The organism is Bacillus sp. OTU530 (assembly GCF_038440375.1).
This window is the reverse complement of sequence record NZ_JASATP010000007.1, coordinates 110,641-136,665: the sequence shown is the minus strand read 5'-3', so window position 1 is coordinate 136,665 and position 26,025 is coordinate 110,641. Positions and strand designations below refer to the sequence as shown.

General features: G+C 37.3%; 23 protein-coding genes. 1 reads left to right on the top strand and 22 read right to left on the bottom strand.

What is annotated here, in order from left to right; translation table 11 throughout:
* Positions 1–480: 480 nt before the first annotated feature.
* The 22 genes from AAHB12_RS07505 to AAHB12_RS07400 form a co-directional block, all read right to left on the bottom strand.
* Positions 481–2,493: a DUF4962 domain-containing protein gene (locus tag AAHB12_RS07505; protein WP_342044823.1), complete on the bottom strand. Its 2,013-nt coding sequence runs from the start codon at positions 2,491–2,493 to the stop codon at positions 481–483.
* Positions 2,494–2,907: 414 nt separating this feature from the next.
* Positions 2,908–3,810, bottom strand: coding sequence for a polyisoprenyl-teichoic acid--peptidoglycan teichoic acid transferase TagU (gene tagU, locus AAHB12_RS07500; RefSeq protein ID WP_342044822.1), 903 nt, complete (start codon positions 3,808–3,810; stop codon positions 2,908–2,910).
* Between the two features lie 400 nt (positions 3,811–4,210).
* Positions 4,211–5,548: a UDP-glucose dehydrogenase family protein gene (locus AAHB12_RS07495; protein WP_342044821.1), complete on the bottom strand. Its 1,338-nt coding sequence runs from the start codon at positions 5,546–5,548 to the stop codon at positions 4,211–4,213.
* Positions 5,549–5,631: 83 nt separating this feature from the next.
* The gene (locus AAHB12_RS07490; protein ID WP_342044820.1) at positions 5,632–6,219 is read right to left on the bottom strand and encodes a serine O-acetyltransferase; all 588 of its coding nucleotides are present in this window, start codon (positions 6,217–6,219) and stop codon (positions 5,632–5,634) included.
* Positions 6,220–6,251: 32 nt separating this feature from the next.
* Positions 6,252–7,460: a polysaccharide pyruvyl transferase family protein gene (locus tag AAHB12_RS07485; protein ID WP_342044819.1), complete on the bottom strand. Its 1,209-nt coding sequence runs from the start codon at positions 7,458–7,460 to the stop codon at positions 6,252–6,254.
* 7 nt (positions 7,461–7,467) lie between these two features.
* Positions 7,468–9,009, bottom strand: coding sequence for a murein biosynthesis integral membrane protein MurJ (gene murJ, locus AAHB12_RS07480; protein ID WP_342044818.1), 1,542 nt, complete (start codon positions 9,007–9,009; stop codon positions 7,468–7,470).
* Between the two features lie 11 nt (positions 9,010–9,020).
* A complete protein-coding gene (pssE, locus tag AAHB12_RS07475) occupies positions 9,021–9,509 on the bottom strand; it encodes a PssE/Cps14G family polysaccharide biosynthesis glycosyltransferase (RefSeq protein WP_342044817.1) in 489 nt (162 codons plus the stop codon).
* Positions 9,506–9,964: a PssD/Cps14F family polysaccharide biosynthesis glycosyltransferase gene (gene pssD / locus AAHB12_RS07470; protein ID WP_342044816.1), complete on the bottom strand. Its 459-nt coding sequence runs from the start codon at positions 9,962–9,964 to the stop codon at positions 9,506–9,508. The genes pssE and pssD overlap by 4 nt, the downstream gene beginning before the upstream one ends.
* 18 nt (positions 9,965–9,982) lie before the next feature.
* Entirely contained in the window at positions 9,983–11,044 is a 1,062-nt protein-coding gene (locus AAHB12_RS07465; protein ID WP_342044894.1) for a glycosyltransferase family 4 protein, read from the bottom strand.
* On the bottom strand, positions 11,044–12,147 hold the full coding sequence (locus tag AAHB12_RS07460; protein WP_342044815.1) for a hypothetical protein: 1,104 nt from the start codon (positions 12,145–12,147) through the stop codon (positions 11,044–11,046). Before AAHB12_RS07460 ends, AAHB12_RS07465 begins: the two co-directional genes overlap by 1 nt.
* A 319-nt stretch (positions 12,148–12,466) precedes the next feature.
* The gene (locus AAHB12_RS07455) at positions 12,467–13,153 is read right to left on the bottom strand and encodes a sugar transferase (RefSeq protein ID WP_342044814.1); all 687 of its coding nucleotides are present in this window, start codon (positions 13,151–13,153) and stop codon (positions 12,467–12,469) included.
* Positions 13,154–13,167: 14 nt separating this feature from the next.
* Complete coding sequence (galU, locus tag AAHB12_RS07450; protein ID WP_342044813.1) at positions 13,168–14,049, bottom strand: UTP--glucose-1-phosphate uridylyltransferase GalU; 882 nt, start codon at positions 14,047–14,049, stop codon at positions 13,168–13,170.
* 227 nt (positions 14,050–14,276) lie between these two features.
* Complete coding sequence (locus tag AAHB12_RS07445; protein ID WP_342044812.1) at positions 14,277–15,044, bottom strand: tyrosine-protein phosphatase; 768 nt, start codon at positions 15,042–15,044, stop codon at positions 14,277–14,279.
* Between the two features lie 23 nt (positions 15,045–15,067).
* Positions 15,068–15,757, bottom strand: coding sequence for a CpsD/CapB family tyrosine-protein kinase (locus tag AAHB12_RS07440; RefSeq protein WP_342044811.1), 690 nt, complete (start codon positions 15,755–15,757; stop codon positions 15,068–15,070).
* Positions 15,747–16,475: a YveK family protein gene (locus tag AAHB12_RS07435; RefSeq protein ID WP_342044810.1), complete on the bottom strand. Its 729-nt coding sequence runs from the start codon at positions 16,473–16,475 to the stop codon at positions 15,747–15,749. Before AAHB12_RS07435 ends, AAHB12_RS07440 begins: the two co-directional genes overlap by 11 nt.
* A 722-nt stretch (positions 16,476–17,197) precedes the next feature.
* A complete protein-coding gene (fabZ, locus tag AAHB12_RS07430) occupies positions 17,198–17,623 on the bottom strand; it encodes a 3-hydroxyacyl-ACP dehydratase FabZ (RefSeq protein WP_342044809.1) in 426 nt (141 codons plus the stop codon).
* 858 nt (positions 17,624–18,481) lie between these two features.
* Positions 18,482–19,483: a rod shape-determining protein gene (mreB, locus tag AAHB12_RS07425; protein WP_129727546.1), complete on the bottom strand. Its 1,002-nt coding sequence runs from the start codon at positions 19,481–19,483 to the stop codon at positions 18,482–18,484.
* Between the two features lie 160 nt (positions 19,484–19,643).
* Entirely contained in the window at positions 19,644–19,916 is a 273-nt protein-coding gene (gene spoIIID / locus AAHB12_RS07420; RefSeq protein ID WP_129727545.1) for a sporulation transcriptional regulator SpoIIID, read from the bottom strand.
* A 569-nt stretch (positions 19,917–20,485) separates the two neighbouring features.
* Complete coding sequence (locus AAHB12_RS07415; RefSeq protein WP_129727544.1) at positions 20,486–20,974, bottom strand: hypothetical protein; 489 nt, start codon at positions 20,972–20,974, stop codon at positions 20,486–20,488.
* 152 nt (positions 20,975–21,126) lie between these two features.
* The gene (locus AAHB12_RS07410; RefSeq protein WP_342044808.1) at positions 21,127–21,282 is read right to left on the bottom strand and encodes an ABC transporter ATP-binding protein; all 156 of its coding nucleotides are present in this window, start codon (positions 21,280–21,282) and stop codon (positions 21,127–21,129) included.
* 391 nt (positions 21,283–21,673) lie between these two features.
* Positions 21,674–23,389, bottom strand: coding sequence for an IS200/IS605 family accessory protein TnpB-related protein (locus tag AAHB12_RS07405; protein WP_342044807.1), 1,716 nt, complete (start codon positions 23,387–23,389; stop codon positions 21,674–21,676).
* Positions 23,390–23,896: 507 nt separating this feature from the next.
* Positions 23,897–24,763 (bottom strand): M23 family metallopeptidase, encoded by an 867-nt coding sequence (locus tag AAHB12_RS07400; protein WP_342044806.1) that lies wholly within the window; start codon positions 24,761–24,763, stop codon positions 23,897–23,899.
* 337 nt (positions 24,764–25,100) lie between these two features.
* Between AAHB12_RS07400 and AAHB12_RS07395 the strand changes: the two genes are divergently transcribed.
* Complete coding sequence (locus AAHB12_RS07395) at positions 25,101–25,814, top strand: SIR2 family NAD-dependent protein deacylase (RefSeq protein ID WP_342044805.1); 714 nt, start codon at positions 25,101–25,103, stop codon at positions 25,812–25,814.
* Positions 25,815–26,025: the final 211 nt, after the last annotated feature.

Sequence of the window (26,025 nt, the reverse complement as noted above, 5' to 3'; positions counted from 1 at the left end):
TGTATATAATTAATTCGACAAGGATACATTGTAAGCCTTTTCATACTGAGAATTTTAATAAAAACTAAGGGGATATATACAATACACTTAGGGACTAATTTTTTCTTAGATCAACAGGTGTATACTTTCACTAATTGCATATTACTAGAATCATATTTTTTGGAACAAGTCATTATCACTTACCTTGCAAGTTAGTATGTTGTTCCTGTTAGCAGCCTTTGTACTCATATTTGACATATAAAAGGCAGATACCACACTAAGGAATATCTGCCTTCTAAAATTTACAACTGCTGTCCTAAGCTTAAGCTATTGTCTACCTCTCCTATAAACGCAGCAGAAGTTTCATTCAACTTTGCTCGGATAGCTTCTTCTGTTAAATCGTCTGCCATATTGGATATTTGTTCCGGCCTTCATACCATCTATAATCAACAATGGGCAAAAAAATAGCATGGATGATCTCTTTATACATTCAGAACAGAATCAATCATTTAAAACACCCCATCCATCCCATTTATTCAAGGCAAGAGGTTTTGCCCCATATTTTATCTCTCTCCCCTTTTCATTATCTGTAGTAAATACAACTGATAATGTAGTATTTTTCACCTTATCTAGATGTATTGTTAATTTTCTAATGCCACTATTGTAGTTTTGATTCAATAAATTATAGGAATCAAGTAACGGTTTAGCAGCCATAACGCTAAAGTGACCTTCCGCTGGAGAGAGAATATGAGCATACATTCTTTTTCCTGGAAGAATCAATGTAGCTGTTTTTTTATCCTTGCTTATCTGTATTTTTGACTTTGTGTGCATAAACCAATACACTTCAGAATAATCCTTAAGCTTTAATTCATCCTGCAGCACTACTGTCGTACGCTTATCTGTCAGGGCTATGCCTCTCTTAACAGATAAAGCATCTTTTTCATAAGCACTAGTCATATCGATAACTGCAAATCCCTGTTGAGGGGTAGAACCAACATCTAGAATTTTTGCTTTTGCCTGAATATTTTGATCTGGCTCACTACTAGGATTTATAACAAGAGTATTTTGTCCTTCAGCTCGCTTACGGTAATAGTTCCATCTGCTAGAGCTCATATCAAAATAGCCAGGTAAGTTATAATCATCTGCCCCAAGTTCATAGGCCCATCTTACCCCTGATGCATCCAATACAAAATCGCCTATATCCAGATCACTATGATTTGCTTGATTATCTCCTGCATGCATCCCAACAAAAATCGCGTTACTATCCCACTTACTGCGCATAGTGATTATACCTGTTTCCTCATCCCGAAAGAATCTATCTAAGGGCAGTTTATTTATAATTGGATTTGTTATTTTTTTCTTTTTATACCAAATTAAATTCATCGGATTATTGCCTTTTAACGCAAAGTAATAAAAATCTAAGTTTTTATATGTGTTAGAAAACCAAAACATTTGAGGTGCTGTTGAGATAATATCTGATCCTGTGTCCCCTATATTAAAGGACCCCTTCGCCCCTCCAGTATAGATGGGATAATACCCCGCCTTTGAAAGTCCCTTTGTTTTAGATAATCCATAGTCCGTACCAATTGCAGAATCTAGTGAGGATAAAAAATAAGCTATATAACTAGTTGCATATCTCCAATATGACGGTCCTTCCGGCATACCTCCATCTGTTGTATATACATCTAAAGATTTTTTAATGGATTTCATTGCAGATTGTAAAATCTCACCTGAAAGGGCTTCTATCTCCGGAGATTCATCGCCAATAGCCAATGCTCCCATAGCTATACCTGCATTACAAACTGTGTTCCAGTTATCTGTCGTACTCTTCCAAGAGGTTGTAATTTCAGACGCATTTGCCGTTCCCCTATATACCTGAAGTGCGGGCTGAAGTCCTTTCTCCACCAAGGCCTTACGCAACACTTCTCTTTGTTCGATTGATAGGTAGTCATAAAGCCAATCGTATCCAATTGCTACAGCATTGGTCATCTCTGCTGTATCTAAGAAGTGTTTTGGATTCCAATTTGGGAACTGTTTGTTATCCGCGACCGTTTGTAACTCCTTCCATGCTCGATTAGCATATTTTTCATCTCCTGTTAATCGATACATCATTGCTAGATTAATAGTTCGTTTTAGAACCAATCGACTAACCGAGAGTAGGCGTACACCATCTGCAAGCTCATACTTTACGGTTGGTTCCTGGAGTACTTTATTGCTTTCAGTTCGGAGGCTCTTGTACCATCTTTTTAGGTTCTTGTCCGTTTTTAAACTCTTTTTAATCTCTTTAAAGTCCTCATCTGTTGCCATTAAACGGGGATGTGCTTTATTGAGAGAGGTCTCTTTTAAGTTGCTAATGATCTCCTGGGCTTGTGGCAGCTTAGGCTGTGGCAATTTAGACTTAGAAGCAGAAGGCTTTGGCTGTTGTTCCTCTGTATGCAAACACCCGCTAAGGATTAAGCACAAGGCAATAATGAGAGAAAGACCTCTACTCAAGAATGTTGATTTAAAACACATGTAAATATCCCCCTATATCTAAAACTAAAGAATCTAACTATTTCCTCCGTACCTGCTGGATTATTAAATATAGCGATTAAAAAAGATTTTTATGTATCCCTAATGCCAAGATATCATAAGAATCATCGTTGGACTGTCCCAAACAGAGAATGGCCCTTAAAGGCGATGCCCTCAGATGTATGGTATTGATCGAATATTCATAGCATATCAGCTATTATGATCATTTTTGTCTTTAACTTGGTCTAGTTAATTCATATAAAATTTTCTCTTCATAAGTCCTCTATCATTATAATAGGACATCGTTAAAAAGGAAAACAATGTATCTATCTTTTTTGCTATTTCATATAAAACATAATACTGGCCAAATACTTAAAATGAAAAACGACATCCTTGTCAGATGTCGTCCTTTTATCATTATTGTGCCGATAATTCTAGATGCTCACGCAGTTGCTTAGATAAGTCCTGACGTGTTTGCTCATAAACCATATAATACCAAATATTATTCATCATTTGACCGTTGCCTTCAATCTGAATTTCTTCAATATTGTTACGAGTATTCTTATAATTTTGTTGAATTTTAAACATGTCATCTTGTGTTAAATTTGTTTTCACATTCTTTTGAATAGCCTCTAAAATATTACCGTAATTTGTAAGGGTTTCAGCATTCGCACCCTTTTTAATAACAGCCTGAATGATTTGGCGTTGTCTCATTTGACGTCCAAAATCCCCTCGAGGATCTTCATATCTCATTCGAGCATATTTAAGAGCAGCCTCGCCATCCAAGTGCAGTGGACCTTTTGCGAAATGTGTGCCTCTAGATGTAAAGTCTAAATCATTATTAACATCTACCCCGCCTACTGCATCAACAATATCTTTAAAGCATTCCATGTTCACTTCAATATAGTAGTCGACTGGTACATCAAGGAAATTTCCGACTGTATTGACAGACATATCGATGCCGCCAAACGCATAGGCATGATTAATTTTATCCCTCGTTCCTCTCCCAACAATCTCTGTATAAGTATCACGAGGAATACTTAGAATTTTCATTGAGGATTTACTAGGATTTAATGTAATCAATATTAAAGAGTCAGAGCGGCCTTGCTCATCCCCTCTTGGGTCTGATCCTATTAATAAGATTGAGATAGGAGCAGCCTGTTTAACACTAACCTCCTCCGTTCGTTTAGGTGAAGCATCACGCTTTAGAGGCTGATAGGTTTTAGAAACGTTAGAGTCTATATTGTACAAGTAAATGCCTACACCAATTATGAGTACTCCTATAATTCCCAGCACCCAAAACAGCACTTTCTTTTTCACTTTTATATTCTCCTCTTCCGTACAAAAATACTACGAAATTATCCGCGCTGGCTAACAGCTAATCATTTACTGTTTATAAAACTCATATATGGATGTAATCACGAATACATGTCCTATCATGTGTGTCATAGCCTCAACAATTATGCTATCAAAATTTTAGGTAAAATAAAAAGGCAGGGTATTCTCAAGTTCGTAATAACAAATCTATGAAAAGAATACCCTGCCTTATTAAAAGATACTATATAATTTTTAATAGCCTGAAGAAATAGGAAATCCTTATTCACCATATCCTAAAGAAGAAAACCGGAATCCATTTCATTATTCCCAAAAAGAATCTAAGGCCTTTTTTAATACACTCTATATACCTATTAATCTTATATTCCGTACAGAATTTTTTGTGTTATCGATTTAAAGTAGGAACCTTGCTTAAATTAGTAACAGACGTTCTACCAACTGAATGATAGTCAACTTTATGATTCTTTACTACATCAAGATCATAGCAGTTTCTTCCATCAAAGATTATAGCTTTTTTCATTAATTGCTCATATGTCTCTAATGGTACATTTTTAATTTCTTCCCATTCAGTCACAATAAACGTAATATCTGCTCCTTCAATCGCCTCATTAATTGAATTGCAATATACAACTTCGTTAGGAAGGATATTCTTTGCATTTTCAACAGCGATAGGATCATATGCAAATATTTGTGCACCTTCCTCAACTAGCTGTTTAGCAATTACAATTGAAGCTGCTTCACGCATATCATCAGTATTAGGCTTAAATGCTACTCCCAATAATGCTACTTTTTTCCCGCTAAGATCTCCACAAAGCGTTTTCGCTTTTTCAACAAGTGATCCTTGTTGTGTATTATTCACATTTACAACTGCTTTTAACAGTTCAAAGTCATGCTGTACATTTCCGGCAATTTGTATTAATGCACTTGTATCTTTTGGGAAGCAAGAACCGCCGTAGCCAATACCCGCTTTTAAGAATTGTCCTCCAATTCGCTTGTCCAATCCCATACCATATGCTACTTCTTCAATGTCAGCTTCAAGTTTTTCACAAATGTTAGAGATTTCATTAATGAAGCTGATTTTAGTAGCTAGAAAAGCATTGGATGCATACTTAATCATTTCCGCACTGCGAACACCAGTTATAAAAGTAGGAATACCAAAAGGCTCATTGATTTCCTTAATTACTTGAGCAGCTTCCTCATTGTCTGCACCAATAATAATGCGGTCTCCATTAAAGGTATCAGCTATAGCAGAACCTTCTCTTAAAAACTCTGGATTAGATACAACATCAACCTTGCATTGTACCTTTAAGTTTTCAAGAAGTAAGCTTTTAATATAATCATTTGTGCCTACTGGAACTGTACTCTTCGTCACGACCACAGTATCTTTTGTTAAATGATTTGCAATGTTTATAGCTGCACCAGTAATGTATTTTAAATCTGCTGAGCCATCTTCATTTTGAGGTGTTCCTACCGCAATATATACAACGTTGGATAGCTTTAATCCCTCTTCATAAGAAGTCGTAAAGTTTAATCTTCCTTCGGCAATATTTTTCTTCATAAGCTCTGATAATCCAGGCTCATAAATAGGAGAAAGACCTTCTTGCATCTTCTTAACTTTTTCTTCGTTTATATCTATACATGTGATATTATGCCCAATTTCTGATAAACAAACTCCTGTTACTAACCCTACATAACCAGTTCCTATTACTGAGATATTAGCCATACTGTAATCCTCCTTAATTTTATTCAGAGAGTATTTTATTTTCCTAGCCTATTATACTGAGATACATAGACCTATATCCAATTTTAAGCATTGCTCTTATTGTACGGATTATTCTCTATATCCCATCCCTTAAAACTAACGACTTTGGCTGGGACACCTGCAACAACAGCATTATCTGGCACATCTTTTGTCACTACAGCATTAGCACCAATCATCACATTGTTGCCTATTTTAATTTTCCCTACAACCTTTGCACCAGGTGCTATATAAACGAAGTTCCCAATGTGGGGAACTCCCCTCTTCTCACCTCGACCAGCTACCCCGATAGTTACGCCTTGTCCAATATTGCAGTTTTCTCCAATTACAGCATTTTGATGAACAACAATTGTACCATAATGGGGTAAATATACTCCCTTACCTATCTTAGTTCCCAATGGAATTTGGATTCCCATAACTACTGATAGGAATTTATGGAGGATAAACAATATTATATAAACAAGTTGTTTTATGATAGGTATTTTAAAATTATCTTTGAAGTAACTTCCTAAACGAAATATCATCAAATACCAAATAGGCTCATGAATGATAAACATTTTAATTTTAGATAAAAAGCTTTTATGCCTTCCTACTCTTACATATCTATTAATATCGGTCTTTATATTTGTGATCAATGAAAATTTCACCACTTCATTGTTAGTATAGATTATAAACTTTTCAAGACTTTTGCAGGGATTTCTGCCTTCTCAATAACAGCAGGTATATTTTTCGAAAGTTCATTTCGTAAATGGTCTTTATTGCTCCAGCAATTTTCAATCATCTTTATAAATGGCTCTGCTTCAATATCTTTAATATCGACAACATAATCATTTAAATTTAACATCTCCATAATACCTTTGGTTTTGTGCTCATAGTTAATAGCTACCGTTGGCACTGAAGTTGATAAAGCAAAAATGTTTGAGTGCATTCTTGTACCGATAAACATATCCATTTTAGAATATAGGTACTTCAGCTCACGCGGATGGAAATCATAATCCAAAAGCTCAGCAGTCTCAGGGTTTACAGTCTTTAACACTTCCCTGCTAATAATTCGATCATCATTAAATGGGTTAGGGCCAAGTACTTGCGGCATGAGTAATACTTTAGCATTATATTTCTCAGACATATGCTTAATTGCTGCTCTCACACTTTCAATGTACTTATTTCGATGAAATTCTGTATCTGTAACTTCAGGGAAGTTCCAATCCCTTACTGTCATTCCAACAATCGGACCATCGTGTTTTTGTTTTACATTTTCTAATAGATCGTCAATACGTGATGAGCCTTCTAAATACATTGAAAAGGCTGAATCAGGCACTAGCTCTATATTACGATTTTCGCATCCGATTTTCTCTAGCCAATTTTTAGAAACTGATTCTCTAATATAAATTTTACTAACTTTATCAAGAACGCTTTTCGCTAAACTTTGCATCTTCTTATTATAAAATGGACCTATTGATTGTGCATAAATTACCACTGGCTTACCATAATCAAACGCAGTTTTGATTTGAACTAAATGTTGCATAAGAGCAGCACTGAATCTGTGTGAGAGCAAAAAGCCGCCACCACAGCTAACAACAACATCCGCCCATTCATAATCACTGGATTTTACTTTTCTTGTGTTTGACAAAGCAGCTAATAATTTTACAGAAGATCCCATCTTTTTTAGTTTGGATGTTTTAGGATCAATTGATACATTATCTACACAAGCACTAACAGGTTCATCATAAAATTTACCATCTATCTCTGGGAACCTGCTGTGAATTTTGATATTGCAATTATGATTATGCTTCTTGATAGCATCAATCATTGATAGTACTATACCCGCATCCCCTTTATTCTTCGAGGAATGCGCATTAATGATTAAGATATTCATGAGGGCTTCATCCTTTTATTTTTTTAGATAGCTTCTTAATTAAAGTTAAGATTTCTTCTTCCTTTAATACAACGAGCAGCAATATGAATAATAAATAAGCAAAGATACCGTAGAGACCTAAACCAAGAATTTTTAGATATTTATTATCCATCAATAAAAAATGAATGAGGTTTAAGTATTTTAAATAATAAATTGTTCCACCGACAATGCCAGTAACCAATGTAAGTCTTAGCATTTGCTGAATAAACGGTCTGGACCAGATTGAGCTTAAGTTCTTTTTGAGTGCTACAATAGTGATTAGAGCCGTAATAACAAAGGAAATACTAGAGGACAAACCGAGTCCAGTTAAACCAAACCATTTTATGAAAAGATAACTTAAAATAACATTAGATATTGAGCCAATAATCATAATATATGTTGGGGTTTTCGTATCTCCATAGCTATAGAAGGCTCTTAAGGTAACTTCTCTAAATCCAATAGCTATTATCCCTAACGAATAAGCCCAAAATATACCAGAAGTCATCTCGGTAGCTCTACTATCAAAGTTTCCTCTTTCTAAAAGGATTTCAATTATTTCCTTACTAAAGAACATAAATATTAAAGTTAAGGGAAGAAGCAGCACAAAAACTGAAAATAAGCTTTTGTGTGTTAATTCACTTACTTGCGTGTAATCCTTCTTGTGAGAATGTCTGGCTAGTTTAGGAAATGTTAAGGTAATTATCGGCGTTATGAAAATTCCTGTCGCAATCCCCCTTAGCCTAAATGCATAGGAAAGTGACGCAATTGCCCCTTCAGAAATACCTGACGCCAATATCCGATCAACAACAGAGTTTAATTGATTAAACCCAGAACTAACGATGATAGGCAGAAGCAATAAGATAAACTCCTTGGAGTTCACGCCCCAAACTTCTGTAGTATTCATGATCGTGTAATTATGTTTTCTTAGGAGTAGATAGAGTATAAAAAGTTGAATCACAGATGCTACTAAAGTAACAATGGTAACGCCTGTAATGCCATACTTATCTCCAAATATCCAAAGGTATACAATGATTATGATATTATTGGGAAGAACACTAGCAGCAGATGCAACATAATCATTAAATGTATTTAACATTAACGTATATATTTGCACAGCTATTACAATAAATACTAATGGGAATAAAATTTTCACTAATAGTATTGATAAGCTTTCTGCCTGAGCAGGTAATCCTGGTGCTAAAGTACCAACAAATAATTCTGTAAACAGCATTACAAAGATATAAATTGCAACAACAGCTGCTAAGAATAATACCAAAACGTTATTAGCAAATAAAAAAGACTGTTTTCTATCAGAAGAGTATTTAACAAAAAGCGGTAAAAATACACTGCTAATCGCCATTGAAAATGTTATGGCCAATGTACTAGGTGTTTGTGCGATATAATAAGCATCTGCAACATACGACGTTCCATAGTAATTTGCCACTAGCATTTCCCTGACAAAACCCAATAATTTACTTGCTACAGAAATAATGAATAGTGCTAATCCAGCTTTTAATACTCCTTTAGACATAACATTCCTCTTTATTGTTTTATTAACTCATCAATATAATCGCCAATTGATTGCAGGAGTTTTGAGTTGTCTAGTGAGATTTCATCATATTGCTTCGTTCTGCAGACTTCCATTTTATCTGCTAAATCCTTGATGTCATACACCACTTCAACGACATTTTTCTCCTCAAATACATGCGCTAATTCTAATTGATGATCATCAACATGCTCTTTAAATTTGGACATCCTTGGCACTACTAGAACCTTTTTATCGTGTTTTAAACTCTTTATAATTGAACTAGTTCCAGAGTGAGTGATAACTAAGCTTGCCTGTGCAACATAGTTATTCATTTCGTCTTCAGTAATTAATTGAGAATATTTAAAATGCTTTGGAACGTACGAAGTATATCCGATTTGCGCAAATACTTCTTCTTTAATCACCTTTTTCTCAATTAAGAGATCCAATTCCTTAAACAAACGATCAAATTGAAATTTTTGTGTGCCAACTGTAACAAAGATCAATATATTGTCCCCCTATAAATAGCGTCAGGATAATGCTTTCTAAGCTCCTCCCACTGAATATAGAAACGATCTGCAAATTTATACAGTATTCTCCCTGTTATTGTAGGGGAATCAATTTTTGCAAAGCTCTCAATAAATACTAGTTTTGCCCCCATAAGTTTCCCCAAAATAGCCAGAGGAATTACTGCACCTGCACCAGTAGTTATAATTAACTGGGGTCTTTCTTTTATTAGGATAAAAAATGCTTTTAAAAGATTCGTTATAAAATCAAATAAAAATTTAGCACTTTTTCTTTCTTGCTGATTTAAGAAATACGCTCTATGAGATTTTTTCAATGGCAAATTTACTAAGTTCTTCTCTGTTACGATAAAATAATCTTTATCTTTCACTACTTTTATTAGTTCCTTTAGCTGTGAAAGGTGACCGCCAGAAGAGCTAACAAGACATATTTTCATTTGTCCACTGCCCCCTTCTTATTTATTTTCTATTGCTTGATTGTAAGCTTTAGACAACTGTTTCATTAAAGTATTTAAGCTGAAGGATTGACGAATAGCATTTTGATTTTCCTTACCCATAGTAATGCGAAGCTGAGCATCATCAATCAGCTTCTCAAGATAAAGGGCTAAATCATCTACAGTCCCTGGCTCTACAAGGAATCCATTTCTTCCATGCTCAACAGCCTCAGGAATTCCTCCCACTGGAGTGCTCACAATCGGTAGACCGTAGCTCATTCCCTCCAAGATTGCCATCGGTAATCCCTCATTATACGAAGGTAAAACTAAAATATCTGACTGGATCAACAATTCCTTCTTCTCCTCATTATTAATCCATCCTAAAAGACTTACATAATCTTCGATATTGAGGCTAACTAATTCTTTTTTGACTTCCTCTATTTCACCGTCACCAGCCAACAGGAACTTACCTTTAACACCTTTATCTTTAAGAATTTTTATACTCTTTAGTAAGTCATATGTTCCTTTTCTCTGTCCCAATCTTCCCATAAATAAGCAAGCTGGCTCTATGTTGTTTCTACTAAATTCCTGATCTATTTCCGGAACAGCGTTATATAAGGTTTCAATATTATTCTTATTGACAAACTGGGAAAAAAAGTTGTACCACTCATTTGACAAAACAATCAGTCTCTCTGGCTGATTGAGTATAAAATGACAATACTTTTTCCCTAGATTACCTAAGGAAGAATAGAAATCCTTAAAGCTTGATCCATGCACATGGATAAAAACAGGAACTTTAAATAATTTTACTAAAAGCAAAATTAAAGATTTTCTATAGAAGCTTCCTTTATATGACATATGGATATGCACCAAATCAGGCTTATCTGTCATTAACTTACTAAGCAGTTTTCTTAAACCTTTAAAGTACATCACTGCTCTTTCTTTCTTACTTCCCGTTATATAGGTTTCAACTAATTCAAATTTAAATTCCTCTTTTAAAGAAGAATTCATAATATTATCCATGACTGTTACTATTCCACCTCTATCCTTCAGAGATGAACCTACAACCATAATTTTTTTCATCACTTATTATAGCTCCCCACATTATTTCGATTTTCTATAAGAGAAAAGGCTATACCGATTACAGCAAAAATATAAATGTACTGTGGTGCAGAATTATATATTTGCTCTCCTGTTGATTCAATTAAGCTTTGTACAATTACAAACAAGGAAAAAAGAAGAAAAACTTTAATATCCTTGCTAAAGTCAAGATCACGAAACTTGACATAGATGTACCTAAGTGCGAAAGCAAAAAATGAAATTAATAAAATCATACCGATAATTCCAATTTCGCCCATGATAGACGGCCAATACGTATCGGTAGCCCAAATAGGATTGTCTGGTTTTAAACCATATACATTATTAAGACCATATTCATAATAAACTGGACTATATTCTACCCTTGCAATCCAACTTCCAAAACGTCCAAATCCTTCCCCTAAAGGAAACTCATTTAGACCTATTAAATATCCTGTCTCGTATAATGCCTTACGTGCCGATTCCGTAGCATCTGCGGATATATAGCGATCAGTAGTTAGCTGAACCAAATCCATTATTACATCACCAAACAGCAAGAAAACGATAATTCCAAGGAATGTTAATCCAATAATATAAATACGTCTTTTGATCGTTACCAAGAGGAGAATAGCACCTATAGCCATTAACACCTTGGATCGTAAGGAAAGGATTGAAAAAACGAAAAACACACCTGTGTAAATAAAAGCCTTTTTCTCTCCCTTTATTAGATATTGCGCTAAAAAATAGAGACCCACAAATAAGGTAAACCATCCATAAACACCCGGATGAATGAATATTGATTGGACACTTAAAATGTTCGACCTAGTATCCAACTTATTGTTAGTATGCAATAGGTTTCGAAAGCTTTCTTTAAATAGGATATCGACTACAGCAAAAAATATAGAGACAAGCCCCAATACGTAAATTAATTTCATAATTTTTGCAATGTCTGTCTCCGAAAACTTAAGGTTCTTAAAAATGAAAAAGAGTAGCATTCCCTTTACTGCCAAAAAAGCTCCTTTTAAGGTAATATCGAAAGGTACCTTGTGGGATGCACCAGATAAAAAACCAAGTAATAGGATACCTAGCATAATTAACAGTAACGTCAACGTGCTCTTCCTAATAGATCTAGATCTCAAAATCACAAAACTTAAACCACATATGATGAACAACTCATCAAGAAAGGTAAAATACCCAGCTGCAGTTTCACTAAGATTGACAGCTATTAAATCCTGGAAAAACATAAGCAGTAACAAAAAAGTAGTAATTTTAACTGTAAAATTCACAATAGTCATCCTTTTAGACTTTACTTAGTATAACGCTAGCTCACCTATAAGCTATAACCGATAAAAACAATCTCCCTCACTTTTTAGTACAAACAAATAGCAAGGGAGACTTATTTAAATATAGAAATCAAAGGAGGACACTTCAATAAGCGTTATCAGAACCTAATAATACCTTAACAGTTTTTAAAATAATCTTTACATCAAACATAAAGCTTCTTTTTTTGATGTATTGTATATCAAGCTCAACCATTTGATCGAAATTAAGATCGTTACGTCCGCTCACTTGCCAGAGTCCAGTGCATCCTGGAACTACAAGTAATCTTTGCATGTCATGCGTTGTATATTCTGCTACCTCACGAGGAAGCGGAGGTCTTGGTCCAACAAGGCTCATATCTCCTCTTAATACATTCCAAAGCTGCGGAAGCTCATCTATACTAGTCTTACGTATAAATTTCCCTATTTTAGTAATCCTAGGATCCTCTTTCATTTTAAACATAGCACCAGAAATTTCGTTATACTTTAACAAATCCTTTAAACGTTCTTCTGCATCAGTTACCATTGAGCGAAACTTATACATATAGAACTCTTTTCCGTCTTTCCCAATACGCTTTTGTTTAAAAAATACAGGTCCCTTAGGATCTTCAATCTTAATTATTATAGCTATTATGATAAAAAGGAAGAGCAACAAAATAATGCCGCATAATGCCCCAGTGATATCAACACATCGCTTAGCCAGCAAATATGATTTATTACTATTTACTTCTTGTTTTGAAATCACTTGGGATTCTGCTTGAGATACGCTACTATTTGACAACTTTGCTATATCCACGCTCATCCCACCTACTATACTAAAGTATTTTCTTTTTTCAACACTTCATTCATAAAGTTTAAAAGCTCTTCTCTTAAGTCATCATGCTGTAAAGCAAATTCAATACTTGTTTGAATAAACCCTAACTTCTCACCTACGTCGTAACGTTTACCTTCAAAGTCATACGCAAATACACGCTGAATCTCATTCAATTTTTGAATTGCATCCGTTAATTGAATTTCTCCACCAGCACCAGTCTCTTGCTGCTCTAAGAACATAAAAATTTCTGGTGTTAAAACATAACGTCCCATGATAGCTAGGTTAGAAGGTGCAGTACCAGGAGCTGGTTTTTCTACAAACTGATTTACTTGATAACGACGGCCTGATTGCCCTAATGGATCAATGATTCCATAACGATGCGTTTCGTTGTCTGCTACAGTTTGTACCCCAATAACCGATGCTTTTGTTTCTTCATATTGTTCCATCAGTTGTTGTAAGCCTGGTGTTTCAGCTTGTACAATATCATCGCCAAGCAGTACTGCAAATGGCTCATTGCCAATGAAGTTTCTTGCGCACCATACTGCATGTCCAAGCCCCTTAGGATCTTTTTGACGGATATAATGGAGGTTTACTTTAGAGGATTCTTGTACCTTCGCAAGTAAGTCATGCTTCCCCTTTTCTAATAGGTTTTGCTCTAACTCAAATGCATGGTCAAAATGATCTTCGATTGCACGTTTTCCTTTACCAGTTACAATAATAATATCTTCAATCCCTGACTCAATAGCCTCTTCTACTATATACTGAATAGTCGGTTTATCAACAATCGGTAGCATTTCCTTCGGCATCGCTTTTGTTGCTGGTAAAAATCTAGTCCCCAATCCTGCTGCTGGAATAATTGCTTTTCTAACTTTACTCATCCTTGCTTCTCCCCCTACTTAAAATTTCTATTTAATGGAATCAGACTAAAAATATTAACTATCCATTCAATCGATAAACCATAATTCGATAACTAAGATTTTTAGTCTAAAAATTTACGTTTACCCCAAAACACATCAACTAACATCATAAGATAAAACTGGTTATCCATATATCAAACCATCCAATACTGTGAATGATGATAACAACTGATTACTGCTTATTATAATTAGAAAATCCCAAACAGCTTTTTCTTACGGATTTGTTCAGGGTCCAATTTATAAATAGGTTGACCGCTGATAATAGAATACACTGTTTCTTGGAATAAATAATGCACATCTGTTCCAAACTCTTTTTCTAACACATCGTAAGCTTCTCTTAATTTAAAAGATCTAGTTGTGATATTATGAGCATCAGATGCAATCATATGTGCTAGATTATGTTCAACAAGCTGCATAGAAAACTTTTTAATCTTTTTCCCAAAATCCCCAGTCAAACTGGCAGCTGTTACTTGTGACAGCGCGCCCTTCTTAATTAAATTATACAAAAGACCCGGTCTTTCGATGATTTCTGTATTGCGTTCCGGATGGGCGATGATAGGTATAAGTCCCTTTAGCTGAATATCATACAGCAAGGATTCTGCATAACGCGGTACATGATTAGATGGAAACTCTACTAGGACATACTTCCCCGTTTCGTTCTTCGTGAGAATTGTCCCAGAATCATAATCTTGTAGAAATTCACCATACAAACGGATTTCTTGTCCTGGTAAAATTTTAACAGCGATGTCTTGCTCCTTTAAAACTGCATTTAGTTCATTTACTTTTTCAAGAATTACTTGCTTCTCATTATTGTATTTCCCGTTCTGATGGTGAGGAGTTGCGACAATTGTATGAATTCCTTGCTGCATAGCCTCTTTTGCCATCTGCAAACTTTCCTCTATTGTTTTTGCCCCATCATCAACACCTGGCAATATATGGCAATGCAAATCGATCATCGCAACTTCCTCCTCCTTACCTATTAATTTTGACCGTAATAGTAATAATAGTCACTATCTTGTTTCTTAGCATTTAGGACAGCACCCAACAATTTACCTTTTGAATTTTCTAATAATCTTTTTGCCTTTAAAGCTTCTTCCTTCTCTGTCTGAGCGCTACGTACTACAAGTACAATTCCATCACATTTATTAGCCATCACTTGTGCATCTGTCACCGCCAAAACAGGTGGTGTATCAAGGATAACTAGATCGTATGATTCATATGCCTTATTTAGTAATTCTTCCATTTTGCTCGATCCTAATAATTCAGCAGGGTTTGGCGGTACAGCTCCAGCTGGCAGAAAATCCAGGTTTTCTATTTCTGTTTCTCTTACACAGCTTTTAAGTGTATTTTGGTTAGATAATATACTTGTTAGCCCCAGAGTGTTCTCTGTCCGGAACATTGTGTGCATAGCTGGCTTACGCAAATCAGCATCAATTAAAAGCACCTTTTTTCCTTGTTGGGCAAACACAACAGCAAGATTACCAGTTGTTGTGGTTTTCCCTTCCGCTGGATTAGATGATGTCACAATGAAGGAACGCACATCTGTATCCACTGCCGAAAATTGAATATTTGTCCGAACGTTTCGGTATTGCTCAGAGATCGGAGATTTTGGTTCACTATGGGCAATTAATTGACGGATAGTTTGTTGAACTTGTTTTTTAAGACCCAATTGTTTGCTCCCTCACTTTCGTTACTACTGCTGAGATAGTTTTCTTTTCTTCCATCTGTGTAATAACACCAAGAACTGGTAAACCTAGGATTGTTTCTATATCTTGCTCTCCTTTAATAGTGTTATCCAAGTAATCCAATAAGAATGCTAAACCACCAGACAAGATCAATCCTACCACAAATGCAATTGCAATATTTATTATCGGACGCGGTTTCACAGGTGATTGACCTTTTACTACGTCAGCCTTAGACAAAATTGTTACGTTATCGATATTCATAATTTTCGTAACTTCTGCTTGGAATACTGCTGCCGTTGTATTCGCAATGTCCCTTGCTAACTCTGGCTTTGTATCTTCAACAGTAATAGAAATAACTTGAGACTGTTTCTCGGCTGCTACAGTAACCTTGTTAGTAAGCTGCTGTACAGACATATCTAACTTCAATTGATCTTTAACCTTCTCCAGAATGGCAGGACTCTTTATAATAACGTTATATGTGTTAACTAACTGTAAGTTTGTTTGTACATCTCCTGCGTTTACTACCCCTTGTTCTCTCTTTTGATTCACAAGAATCTGTGTAGAAGATTGGTAGACCGGAGTGATAAAGTAGAAACTTACTATAGCACTTATTAGTGTTACTATAAAGGTAATACCAATAATCATAGTTAGTCGTTTTCGTACGATGAGAAATAATTCCTTGAAGCTAATTGTCTCTTCCATATTCTCCTCCATGTATATATAGATTTTGAAATTTCTTATTATAAAATTACGTTACTACCCCGTGAACACAAAAAACATTATATCATAAAAAAATACGATCATTCTATCGAATCTCGTATGTGAATTTTTGGATAATCTTATAAAAACTTCTGTTAATCCCTGTTAATTACGAATTGCATAACAAAATAATACACAACCCTTCATTTATTTACAACACAAATTATGTAATATTTTTACTTACAAACAGAGAAAATACAGAAATTAACTGAAAGCGTTTTCGGTAAAATCACATACAAAAGATATATTAGAATAACAAAATGACCTATCGTTATAACCTAGTCACCGATTGCAGAATGACTAATAGTAGATATTGTTTCATCCAAATAAGAATCTCCACAAGAAAATGTATTTAGAAACAAACTCATGTATTTATATCATTTTCAGAATAAAGTATTCCTTCACATAATATACAGACAAGTAACATTTTTCAAATTAAAATGTAACAAATATATAATCTCTTTTTTACATTAATAATATAAAAAAATATAATCCCTTTTTTACATTAATAACGTAAAGAATACATACTCCCTTTTTTTACATTAAAATGTAACAAATATATCATCCCTTTTTCGGAAAGAATAAGGACCGTCTATGACGGTCCTTATTCTAAGCTGTTGAAAAATGATTTTATCGACACTCTCAGGATGTTTGAACCACAGTTCTTACTTCCCAAGCGCAAACGTCATTTCCAACTCACACGCAACCTCACCGTTTACTGTCGCGATGCCCTTTCCTTTGCCGATAACACCGCGTACACGCGTCATTTCAACCTCAAGACGAAGCTGATCACCAGGGCGCACCTGTCTTTTGAAGCGGCAGTTATCGATTCCTGCAAATAAAGCAAGCTTACCTTGGTTTTCTTCCTTTTTCAGCATAGCAACTGCGCCAACCTGTGCCAATGCCTCTACGATTAGCACGCCTGGCATTACCGGGAATTCAGGGAAATGACCATTAAAAAATTCTTCATTTGCGGTTACATTCTTAATACCGATAGCCCGCTTCCCTTCTTCCACCTCAAGAATTTGATCGATGAGCAAGAACGGATAACGATGTGGGATAATTTCTTTAATTTGTTGAATGTCTAGCATATCCTTCTCTCCTTTCTACTGCATATAAACTGGACATGTAATGTACATTACCTATTATCCCATTGTCATCTCATTTTGTGAATAAACAAATATCAATAGGGATCTCTATCTTTATAAATAGCGTTATATATTATAGAAGTAATCCGTAAAAAATCACAATAAATTCCATATTTTACGTTATTTGAAGTACGCCTGGCATTCATTCGCAAAGAATTTAATGTTATCTAAACTTGGACACTCCTTTGAAATAACAATTCAAAATACTTTCCAGATGTTTTTTATACACAATTTAATGCATATGATATAACTTCATCTAAAACCTTTACACCCTTATGCAGATTTCGAGTAAAGTAACTAGGTCTGATATTAAGTAAGATAGCTGCTTCATAGCATATACCTTTATCTAGTTTGAAGTATCTCCAATTTCTGTATGTAAAATTTATTTAATGAAGTTCTGTAAAAACCAGCTATTATATAGCACGATTTATATAAGTCCGCTTAGACTGGAACGAGGTTATAGGTAAGCATTTTGGAGTACCAGAGTAACATAGTTCTTAAATGCCTAGGACTACATATTCCAAAGGCTATACAAAAAACATAATACATCTAGGTTACCACCAAATATAAAAAACAAAAGGACTTTTACTTCAGAGATAGTACTGATGTGCATTATAGTCCCCCTTTTTCTCAAAGCTGATACAGAAAATACTCATCATACCTTGAGGAGCCTCCCATAATACTGCAATGTGTCAAACCATTCATTCTTCTTTCTGCTCATTCTTTGTAGCAGTCGGAGTTGAACTCAAAAAAGCTGATTTAACAAGCACATAACATACTTGTTAAATCAGCTTCTATCCCTTAAACAAGGCTCCGTTTTGGCAGCCTATCAATATTATCCAGCATTATACCCGTTCCAATTCCAACACATTGCATCGGGTCTTCTGCGATCAATACTGGTACTTTTAGTTCTTCCGCAAGCAGCATGTCAATGCCGTGCAGCAGTGCACCGCCGCCCGTCAGGATAACACCGCGGTCGATAATATCGGCGGATAATTCAGGAGGCGTACGTTCTAGCACACCCTTAGCAGCTTGTACAATGACATCTGCATTTTCCTTAAGCGCTTGCTGGATTTCTTCAGAGCCAATTGTAATTGTACGCGGTAAGCCTGATACCATGTCACGTCCGCGAATATCGATTTCTTCCTTACGTGCACCTGGGAATACTGTGCCGACCTTAATCTTAACATCCTCAGCAGTTCGTTCTCCGATTAAAAGCTTGTATTTACGCTTAACATAGCTTAGAATTTCCGAATCAAACTTATCGCCCGCCATTTTTATGGAGGAGGAGGTTACGATATCGCCCATAGAAAGCACCGCGACATCCGTTGTACCTCCTCCGATGTCCACAACCATGTTCCCGCTCGGCTGAAAAATGTCCATCCCAGCTCCAATCGCAGCTACCTTTGGCTCCTCTTCTAGATACACCTTCTTGCCGCCTGATTTCTCAGCTGCTTCACGAATGGCTTTTTGTTCAACCGATGTAATGTTCGTTGGGCAACAGATTAAGATACGAGGCTTAGATAAGAAGCCTTTCACATTTAATTTATTAATGAAATGCTTCAACATTGCTTCTGTAACATCAAAGTCTGCAATTACTCCGTCTTTTAGCGGACGAATCGCCACAATATTACCAGGTGTACGTCCTACCATACGTCTTGCTTCTTCCCCTACCGCCAATACTTTTCCTGTATTGCGGTCGATTGCGACAACAGACGGTTCATTCAATACAATTCCTTTACCTTTTACATGAATCAATACATTGGCCGTGCCAAGGTCGATTCCAATATCTCTTGCAAACATCCCAGTCAAATCCTCCTTGATTCTTCACTCATGCTGAGCGCCGAATTCTTTCACACCTAATTTAAAATTTTATCACAAGTTTTACGTAAACGTAACAAGTGTATTAAGATTTTTCGATTCAAAGTTCCTTAAGGTGGACCGGAGGTTTGCGGGAATCTCCCTATTGCCGTACCGTTTTTTCCGTTTCTTCCTTGCGATACTTCTGCTTTGTTGCTTCTCCGCCGCGAAGGTGACGAATTGATTTATGATAGTCTAAAATCTCCTTCACTTCATTCGCGAGCTCAGGATTGATTTCGGGCAGCCGTTCCGTTAGGTCCTTGTGAACGGTACTCTTTGATACACCAAATTCCTTTGCAATCACGCGAACTGTTTTTCTTGTCTCCACGATATACTTTCCAATCTTGATAGTTCTCTCTTTGATGTAATCGTGCACACCACTCGCCTCCCTAAAATGGATGTGAGAAGCGTGAAATGAGACTCGCTGCACTGTACATGGAAGTAAGTTCGAGTGTGGGTCATAAGTCTTAGAATCCTTGCTGTTTATCATGAAATGTTCCACGATTTCTCACCTCAAACACTCTCTCTGTTAAGTTTATTCCGCGCTCATTACCAGCAGCCCGGTTTGCTCGACAGCCATTGGATAGCCGTCTCACTTTATAACATTGTATTGTGCGTGTTCGGGTTATATGCTACAATGAGCGCATTTTTGCGGACTAAGATGACAAAAATTACAAGTTTTTATGAGAAAAAGTGAATTTTTCTTGAAAACTTAGAGGAATGTTGGGAAGGACAGTCTCACCAGCAGCAAAAAGAGCCTGTTAAACTGGGAATCTACACCGTTATACAAGCTCTTCTCTCCTTCACATGGATTTCGCAAAATGATACAAAAAAGCAGGATCGCTGTTTGTCTTTCTGCAGGAAGGGATATTAAATTGTTGGGTTCCGGTGCGGGACAACACTCTAAAGCTGAGGCTTGCCTATTATACAAATGAAGCTCCTGCTTCATGATGAATGAAACCGTTCCATTCTTGTTTTTGTTGTCGGCGTTTGGTGAATGCGCCAAAAGGCGAGTGCTTTGCTAAGTGCGTCAAAGGCCTCCTCACGATCTTTAGGCTCCTTGAACGAAAGCGAAATCTCGTCTCCTGTTGTCATCTTTACGTGGATGAAATAGAGCGGAACATCATTTTTAGCACTTTTATATAAAGAAAAAGCAACGAAACCACAAATGACAGCAAGACTAAGCATCAAAAGATTGAGTTCCGGTTCAATCAGATCCCTTAGAAACAGCATGATAAAGATGACAGCTCCTATTATCCAAAGAAGCTCCCAGGGCTTTCGCTCCTTGCTTTCGGTTTGGCTTTGCCCTATGTTGGCAATATAGTTTGTGGAATACACACTTCCCTTTGAGATAATACGAACATTCGTGATCTCAAGGTCTGATCCTGGTTGCTTTGGATAATATCGAACTTCTCCATCTAGCAAATCTGCCATATCTTTCCCCCCTTACCTTCATTATACAAGGAAAGTAGATGCGTTTCTGTATGTTATTCTAAAAATGAAATATAGCTTCACTCGCCCTTGAAGAACGGTTGCTGAAATCAAATGATATCTCTTCAAAAAAAAGACACTGCCGGAGAGTGTCGTTAACGGTTTCGTTCTACCGCTTCATCGTATTCTTCTACTAAATACTGCGATAAATGCTTGGAGCTCTCCTTGCGATTGCTTGTAATCAGCCAATAGAGCGCAAACATCATAAACCAAAATACAATTCCTACCGCAATAGCAAATATAAGAGACATGTCTCTACACCCCCTTTTTCTATATATATGTAGGTAGAGGATTCAGATTACCAAGGATGTGTCCAAGCAGATAAATTGAACTACCCCCACCTACTCGCTAATGCTCCTTGAGGTGGGAGATCCTGTATCCTCTTCCTAGGAAGCGAAATACAGGGCCGTTCAACAGGATTCTCATAGGGCAAATAGGGAGAGCTCACACTTTCTTGTACGTGACAAAGTCACCGAGGTGACCTTGTCTCATACAAGTAGTGATAGTTGCTTCTCTTTTTTCACCCTATACGTGTTGCGATGTTCTTGCACCAATGCACCCACCATTCCGGAGCTCAATCCTTCTGGCTTTTGCGGCAAAATGATGGTGATGCAAGAACAGATGATGCCATTCCAAACGAAGTCAGGCTTCCCTTTCTTCTAACCAAACTTTTGGTACATACTTCTGCAAAATATCACGTTCTGCTTGTGTCAGCCCATCGTTACAAATTTCTTTGTTGAATAATGGATACGATTGGCCCGATACATGATAGAACAAATGCGGACGAAGTGCTTTGAATCTCCTTGTTAACACACTCCATTGCTTCCAGTGGTGCTCCCCATCCTTGCGTTCTGTATAGGCTTGCAGTCCCTTTGGCACCTGTTCCTTCAAGTTCATGCCGCGTCTGCCAATGACGTAGGACGCCGCTTGATGGATCGAAATATGCATCTGTTTCATATACTTCATCTTTCCGATCTGGCTTGTGAAGGCAGGATTCACCTCAAATACAGCGACTCCCATTTTGGCAGCTCGGCTGTGAATGCCATCCTGCATCTTTTTATAGGCAAACAGGCTCATTCTTCGATTTTGCTTCCGATTGCGGTAACGTCCGGCAGACTTGGAGAGGGTTGTATCCAATGCTTCTAACACAATCGGCTTATTCCTTTGAACGGCGATGTCCACCAAACGAATCGCTTCTGCTTCTAGAATTTTTGTGATTTGTCCGCTTCGTTTTCCTTCTAAGGAGAAATAGAGACAAGAGGAGGAAAGTAATTGTCCTTGTCCATTCACATGGGAGAAGGCAATATGATTGTAGTTAACGTCCACACCGATGACACCATCTGCTTTTGAGTGATTGAGATGAGGATGTTCTGGCTCTTCTACGATACATTTGATGATATAGTACGTACCATGGTCTTCGATGGACCAACCGATTGGCTTGCCATACTTCTTTTTGTTCTGACAGGAAAGCTGCGTGGCGACAGATTCTTGCACCTGATCTTGTCCATAAGGAAAATACACATCGGGAAGTATAAGCGCTTGTCCCGTAATACTTCTGACGTGTAAGGTTTGGTTTTGTGCATCATACTGGAACACAAAGTTGCCGTACTTCGCATCCTTCCGTCCAGAGATGGTCATCCTGGCGTTTCGTTTGTGACGAAATGCTTGTCTCCATGCTGCATGGCTCTTTTGATCCTGATCCATTGTATACTGCTTACGAAAGAAGGAACGGGAGCCAAACAAAGCAGAAGAAATCGTCTGTTTCAATTTCTCCTTTTTCTGCTCCTGCCTAAGGAGACGATGCTGGAGTTGTCCGATTCTTGCCTTGAGACGTTTGAGTTCTTTATCTAGATGCCGATGTTCAAACAGATAGAGGGAGAACCAAATATGTGTCTCGTTCTTACGATGAAGCGCATATACCGCACCGGAAGGGGTTTGATGCACCCGATACCCCATTCTTTTATGCAGTTTCGGTTTTCCTGCTACAACTGATTGCTTCATCTTCCGTAATGCTGTAAGCTTGCTGCGTTCCTTTTTTAATTTCTTTTGAATCGATTTCATGACACTGTCTACCTGTTTGACATACAACGCTTGTAGTTCCTTTTGCGATGTCCGAAGGGCGTTTGCTTGTTGGACTGCGCTATTCGTATAGTAGTCATCCAGCTGAAGTCGTTTCTTAATCGCAAGGTGAAGAGTGCCTTCATACGGCTTGTTCCCCGTGCGTAGATGTTTTGTTTGCCAAGCATAAGCCGTGCGCGTGGCTCTATTATAGAGACGGAGAGAATGAGAGAGTTCCTGATTCAAATCGTGGGGGATTGTGTGTTTATAGATTCGATTGGAAAAATAGCACTTCTTCATTCCTTCCTCCTCCCTTCTGGTTCATTTTGGTAATTATACATTACCAAAAGAACGTACGTTTGTCCAGTTACATTTCCCTATTTACCAAACAGGCTAGGCGATTGCCTAGCCGACATTCATCCCCCACTTACCACGAGGCCACTGAAAAAGTGTGTGATTTCGGTAAATAAAGAAACTTTTATCAATATACAGAAAATAAAAACAAGCTAATCCTCTGCATATAGTAGGTGGTCAGCTTGTTTTTCTCTTTAAGTGGACTTTTTCAGTGCCCTCCTTACCACTGGGCTACGCCCATCACGTGCTTGAAGTGGAGGTCTTCTGTCGGAAAATGATAAAGAAAACTCGCCGATTGGCGAGCCCTGCTCTTGGGCGAAGACAGAGGCGTAGTTGCACTTATATTTTATTCCTAAAATTTCTCACTACATCGAATTGTCTTCCAGCTAGAAATTTATACTTTCTTAAAGTGTAAAAAAGAAGCTCCTAAGAACGATCTCAGGAGCTTCTTTTTTATGGTGTTGTACTGTCTCCAGCTTCAGAAGACGTGTCGCTTTGAGAAGATGCATCTTCTTCAGTCGTTTGCTTCTTTTCATCCTTCGCTGGCTCTTTTTCATCCGTTTGTTTCTTTTCATCCTTAGCAGGCTGCTTTTCTTCAGCCGGCTGAGTGCTGTTTTCCTTCACCTCTGTGCTTGCTTGCTCTACTTTAATATCAGCAACTGATTTTTCAAAGTAGCTTTCTGGATTTACTGCAACATTGTCCTTGCGAATTTCAAAGTGAACATGGTTACCTGCGTCTTTGTTCAATTCATTCATACCTGCTGTACCAAGTACATCGCCTTGTGATACTGTATCACCTTGCGCTACTTGCAGCTTGCCTAAGCTTTGGTAGAATGTTGAAATGCCATTTCCGCTTTCAACCGTTACAACATAACCGAGCAATGCGTCCTTTTCTGCCTTTGTCACTGTACCGCTTACTGCAGCTGTTACGTCAAACGCTGAACCGTTCTTCGCTGCAAGATCAATGCCAGTGTTAGCAGAGTACGTGTTGTTATAGAATACAAGTGCTTCTTCTTGCTCTTTTGCTTTCGCTTTGTCGTCATAGAATTTCGTTTTCACTACAACCTGATCTGCATCAGCTACCGGCATTTTCACGATTTCCGACGGGCTTGTTACCGAGATAGTCGGATTTTCCTGCTGGCTGCTGTATGGTGCAGATGGCTTTTGACTAAACTGCTTTGGATCCTTCGCTGCTTGATACCAAAGGGCTGCCGTCAAAATAATTGCTGCACACGCGATATAAAGGGTTGGAAATACCCAGCGCTTTTGGAATAAGCGCACTACCTTTCGAGAAGATTGCTTTTTTTCTCCATCTCTCATTCTATCATCACCTCAGCAATCATTTTGAACAAATTTCCAACAAACTATACACGCCTAACTAAGTATTTTTCGACTTTTTCAGATAAATATACATAAAAATGTGTAGAATTTCCGAGGAAATACATGAAAGCTGCTGTGAGCTTTGGATTTTAGACAGATTTACACATAAAAAAGCCAAAAAATCTGTTGTTTTTACAAGGATTTTCTCTTTTTTTTCACATGAATATATCTGTTACAATGGAATTAGACAGCAAGAAAAGGTTTCACCTATAGTGACCATATTGGAAGAATAACAAATGCTAGCAGCAATCTATTAGGAATTGAAGGGGGTTTTTCTTTGAATAAGGCCGAACAATTAGCTTCACTCGTGCGAAATGCAAAGCATATGGTTGTATTAACGGGAGCAGGCATGAGTACGGAGAGCGGCATTCCTGATTTTCGTTCATCTGAAGGCTTATGGAAGAAGTATGATCCGTTTACCGTTTCGCATGTTGATACAATCGATAATGACTATGATGCCTTTCATAGCTTTTACGGACAACGGATCGCACAGCAGCTCCAGAATATTTCGCCTAATGAGGGACATAACATCCTAGCGCGCTGGGAAGCAGCAGGTATAGTGAAATTTCTTGCTACGCAAAATGTGGAAAATTTACATCAAAGAGCCGGAAGCAAGAATGTTGCCCAACTGCATGGCGGCCTAGATCATATTTACTGCCATCATTGCGGGACACCATCCACGCTAGAGGCCTTCTTAGAAAAGGAGCCATGCTCATCATGCGGTGGAAGGCTGCGGCCTAACATCGTACTATTTGGGGAAATGCTGCCTCAGGACGTCTGGAGCCAAGCATTTACAGAAATTGCTCGCTCTGATTTATTGCTTATCATCGGGACAAGCCTGCGCGTATCACCGGTTAATCAATTACCGCTTGAGGCAAGAGGCAAGATTGCGATTATCAATATGGATGAAACACCATTTGACGACAAATTTGATCTTGTCATTCGTGAAAAAGCAGCTGAAGTGTTGCGTGAGGTGGAGGCGTTATTGTAAAAGAAGTCTCGCCGTTAGGCAAAAATTGCACCGACATTTTATTCTTAAAACAAAAAAACCGCAAAGCTTTTATTGGAAGGTTGCTTTGCGGTCTTATGCTCTCTTATTTTACTTAGTATAGAAACAAATAGTTCGCTTCTGATCGGCAAAGTGATGCAGCTATAGCCATTGAATTTTATCTTGAGTGATAACATTTCAATACCCTTTTTGA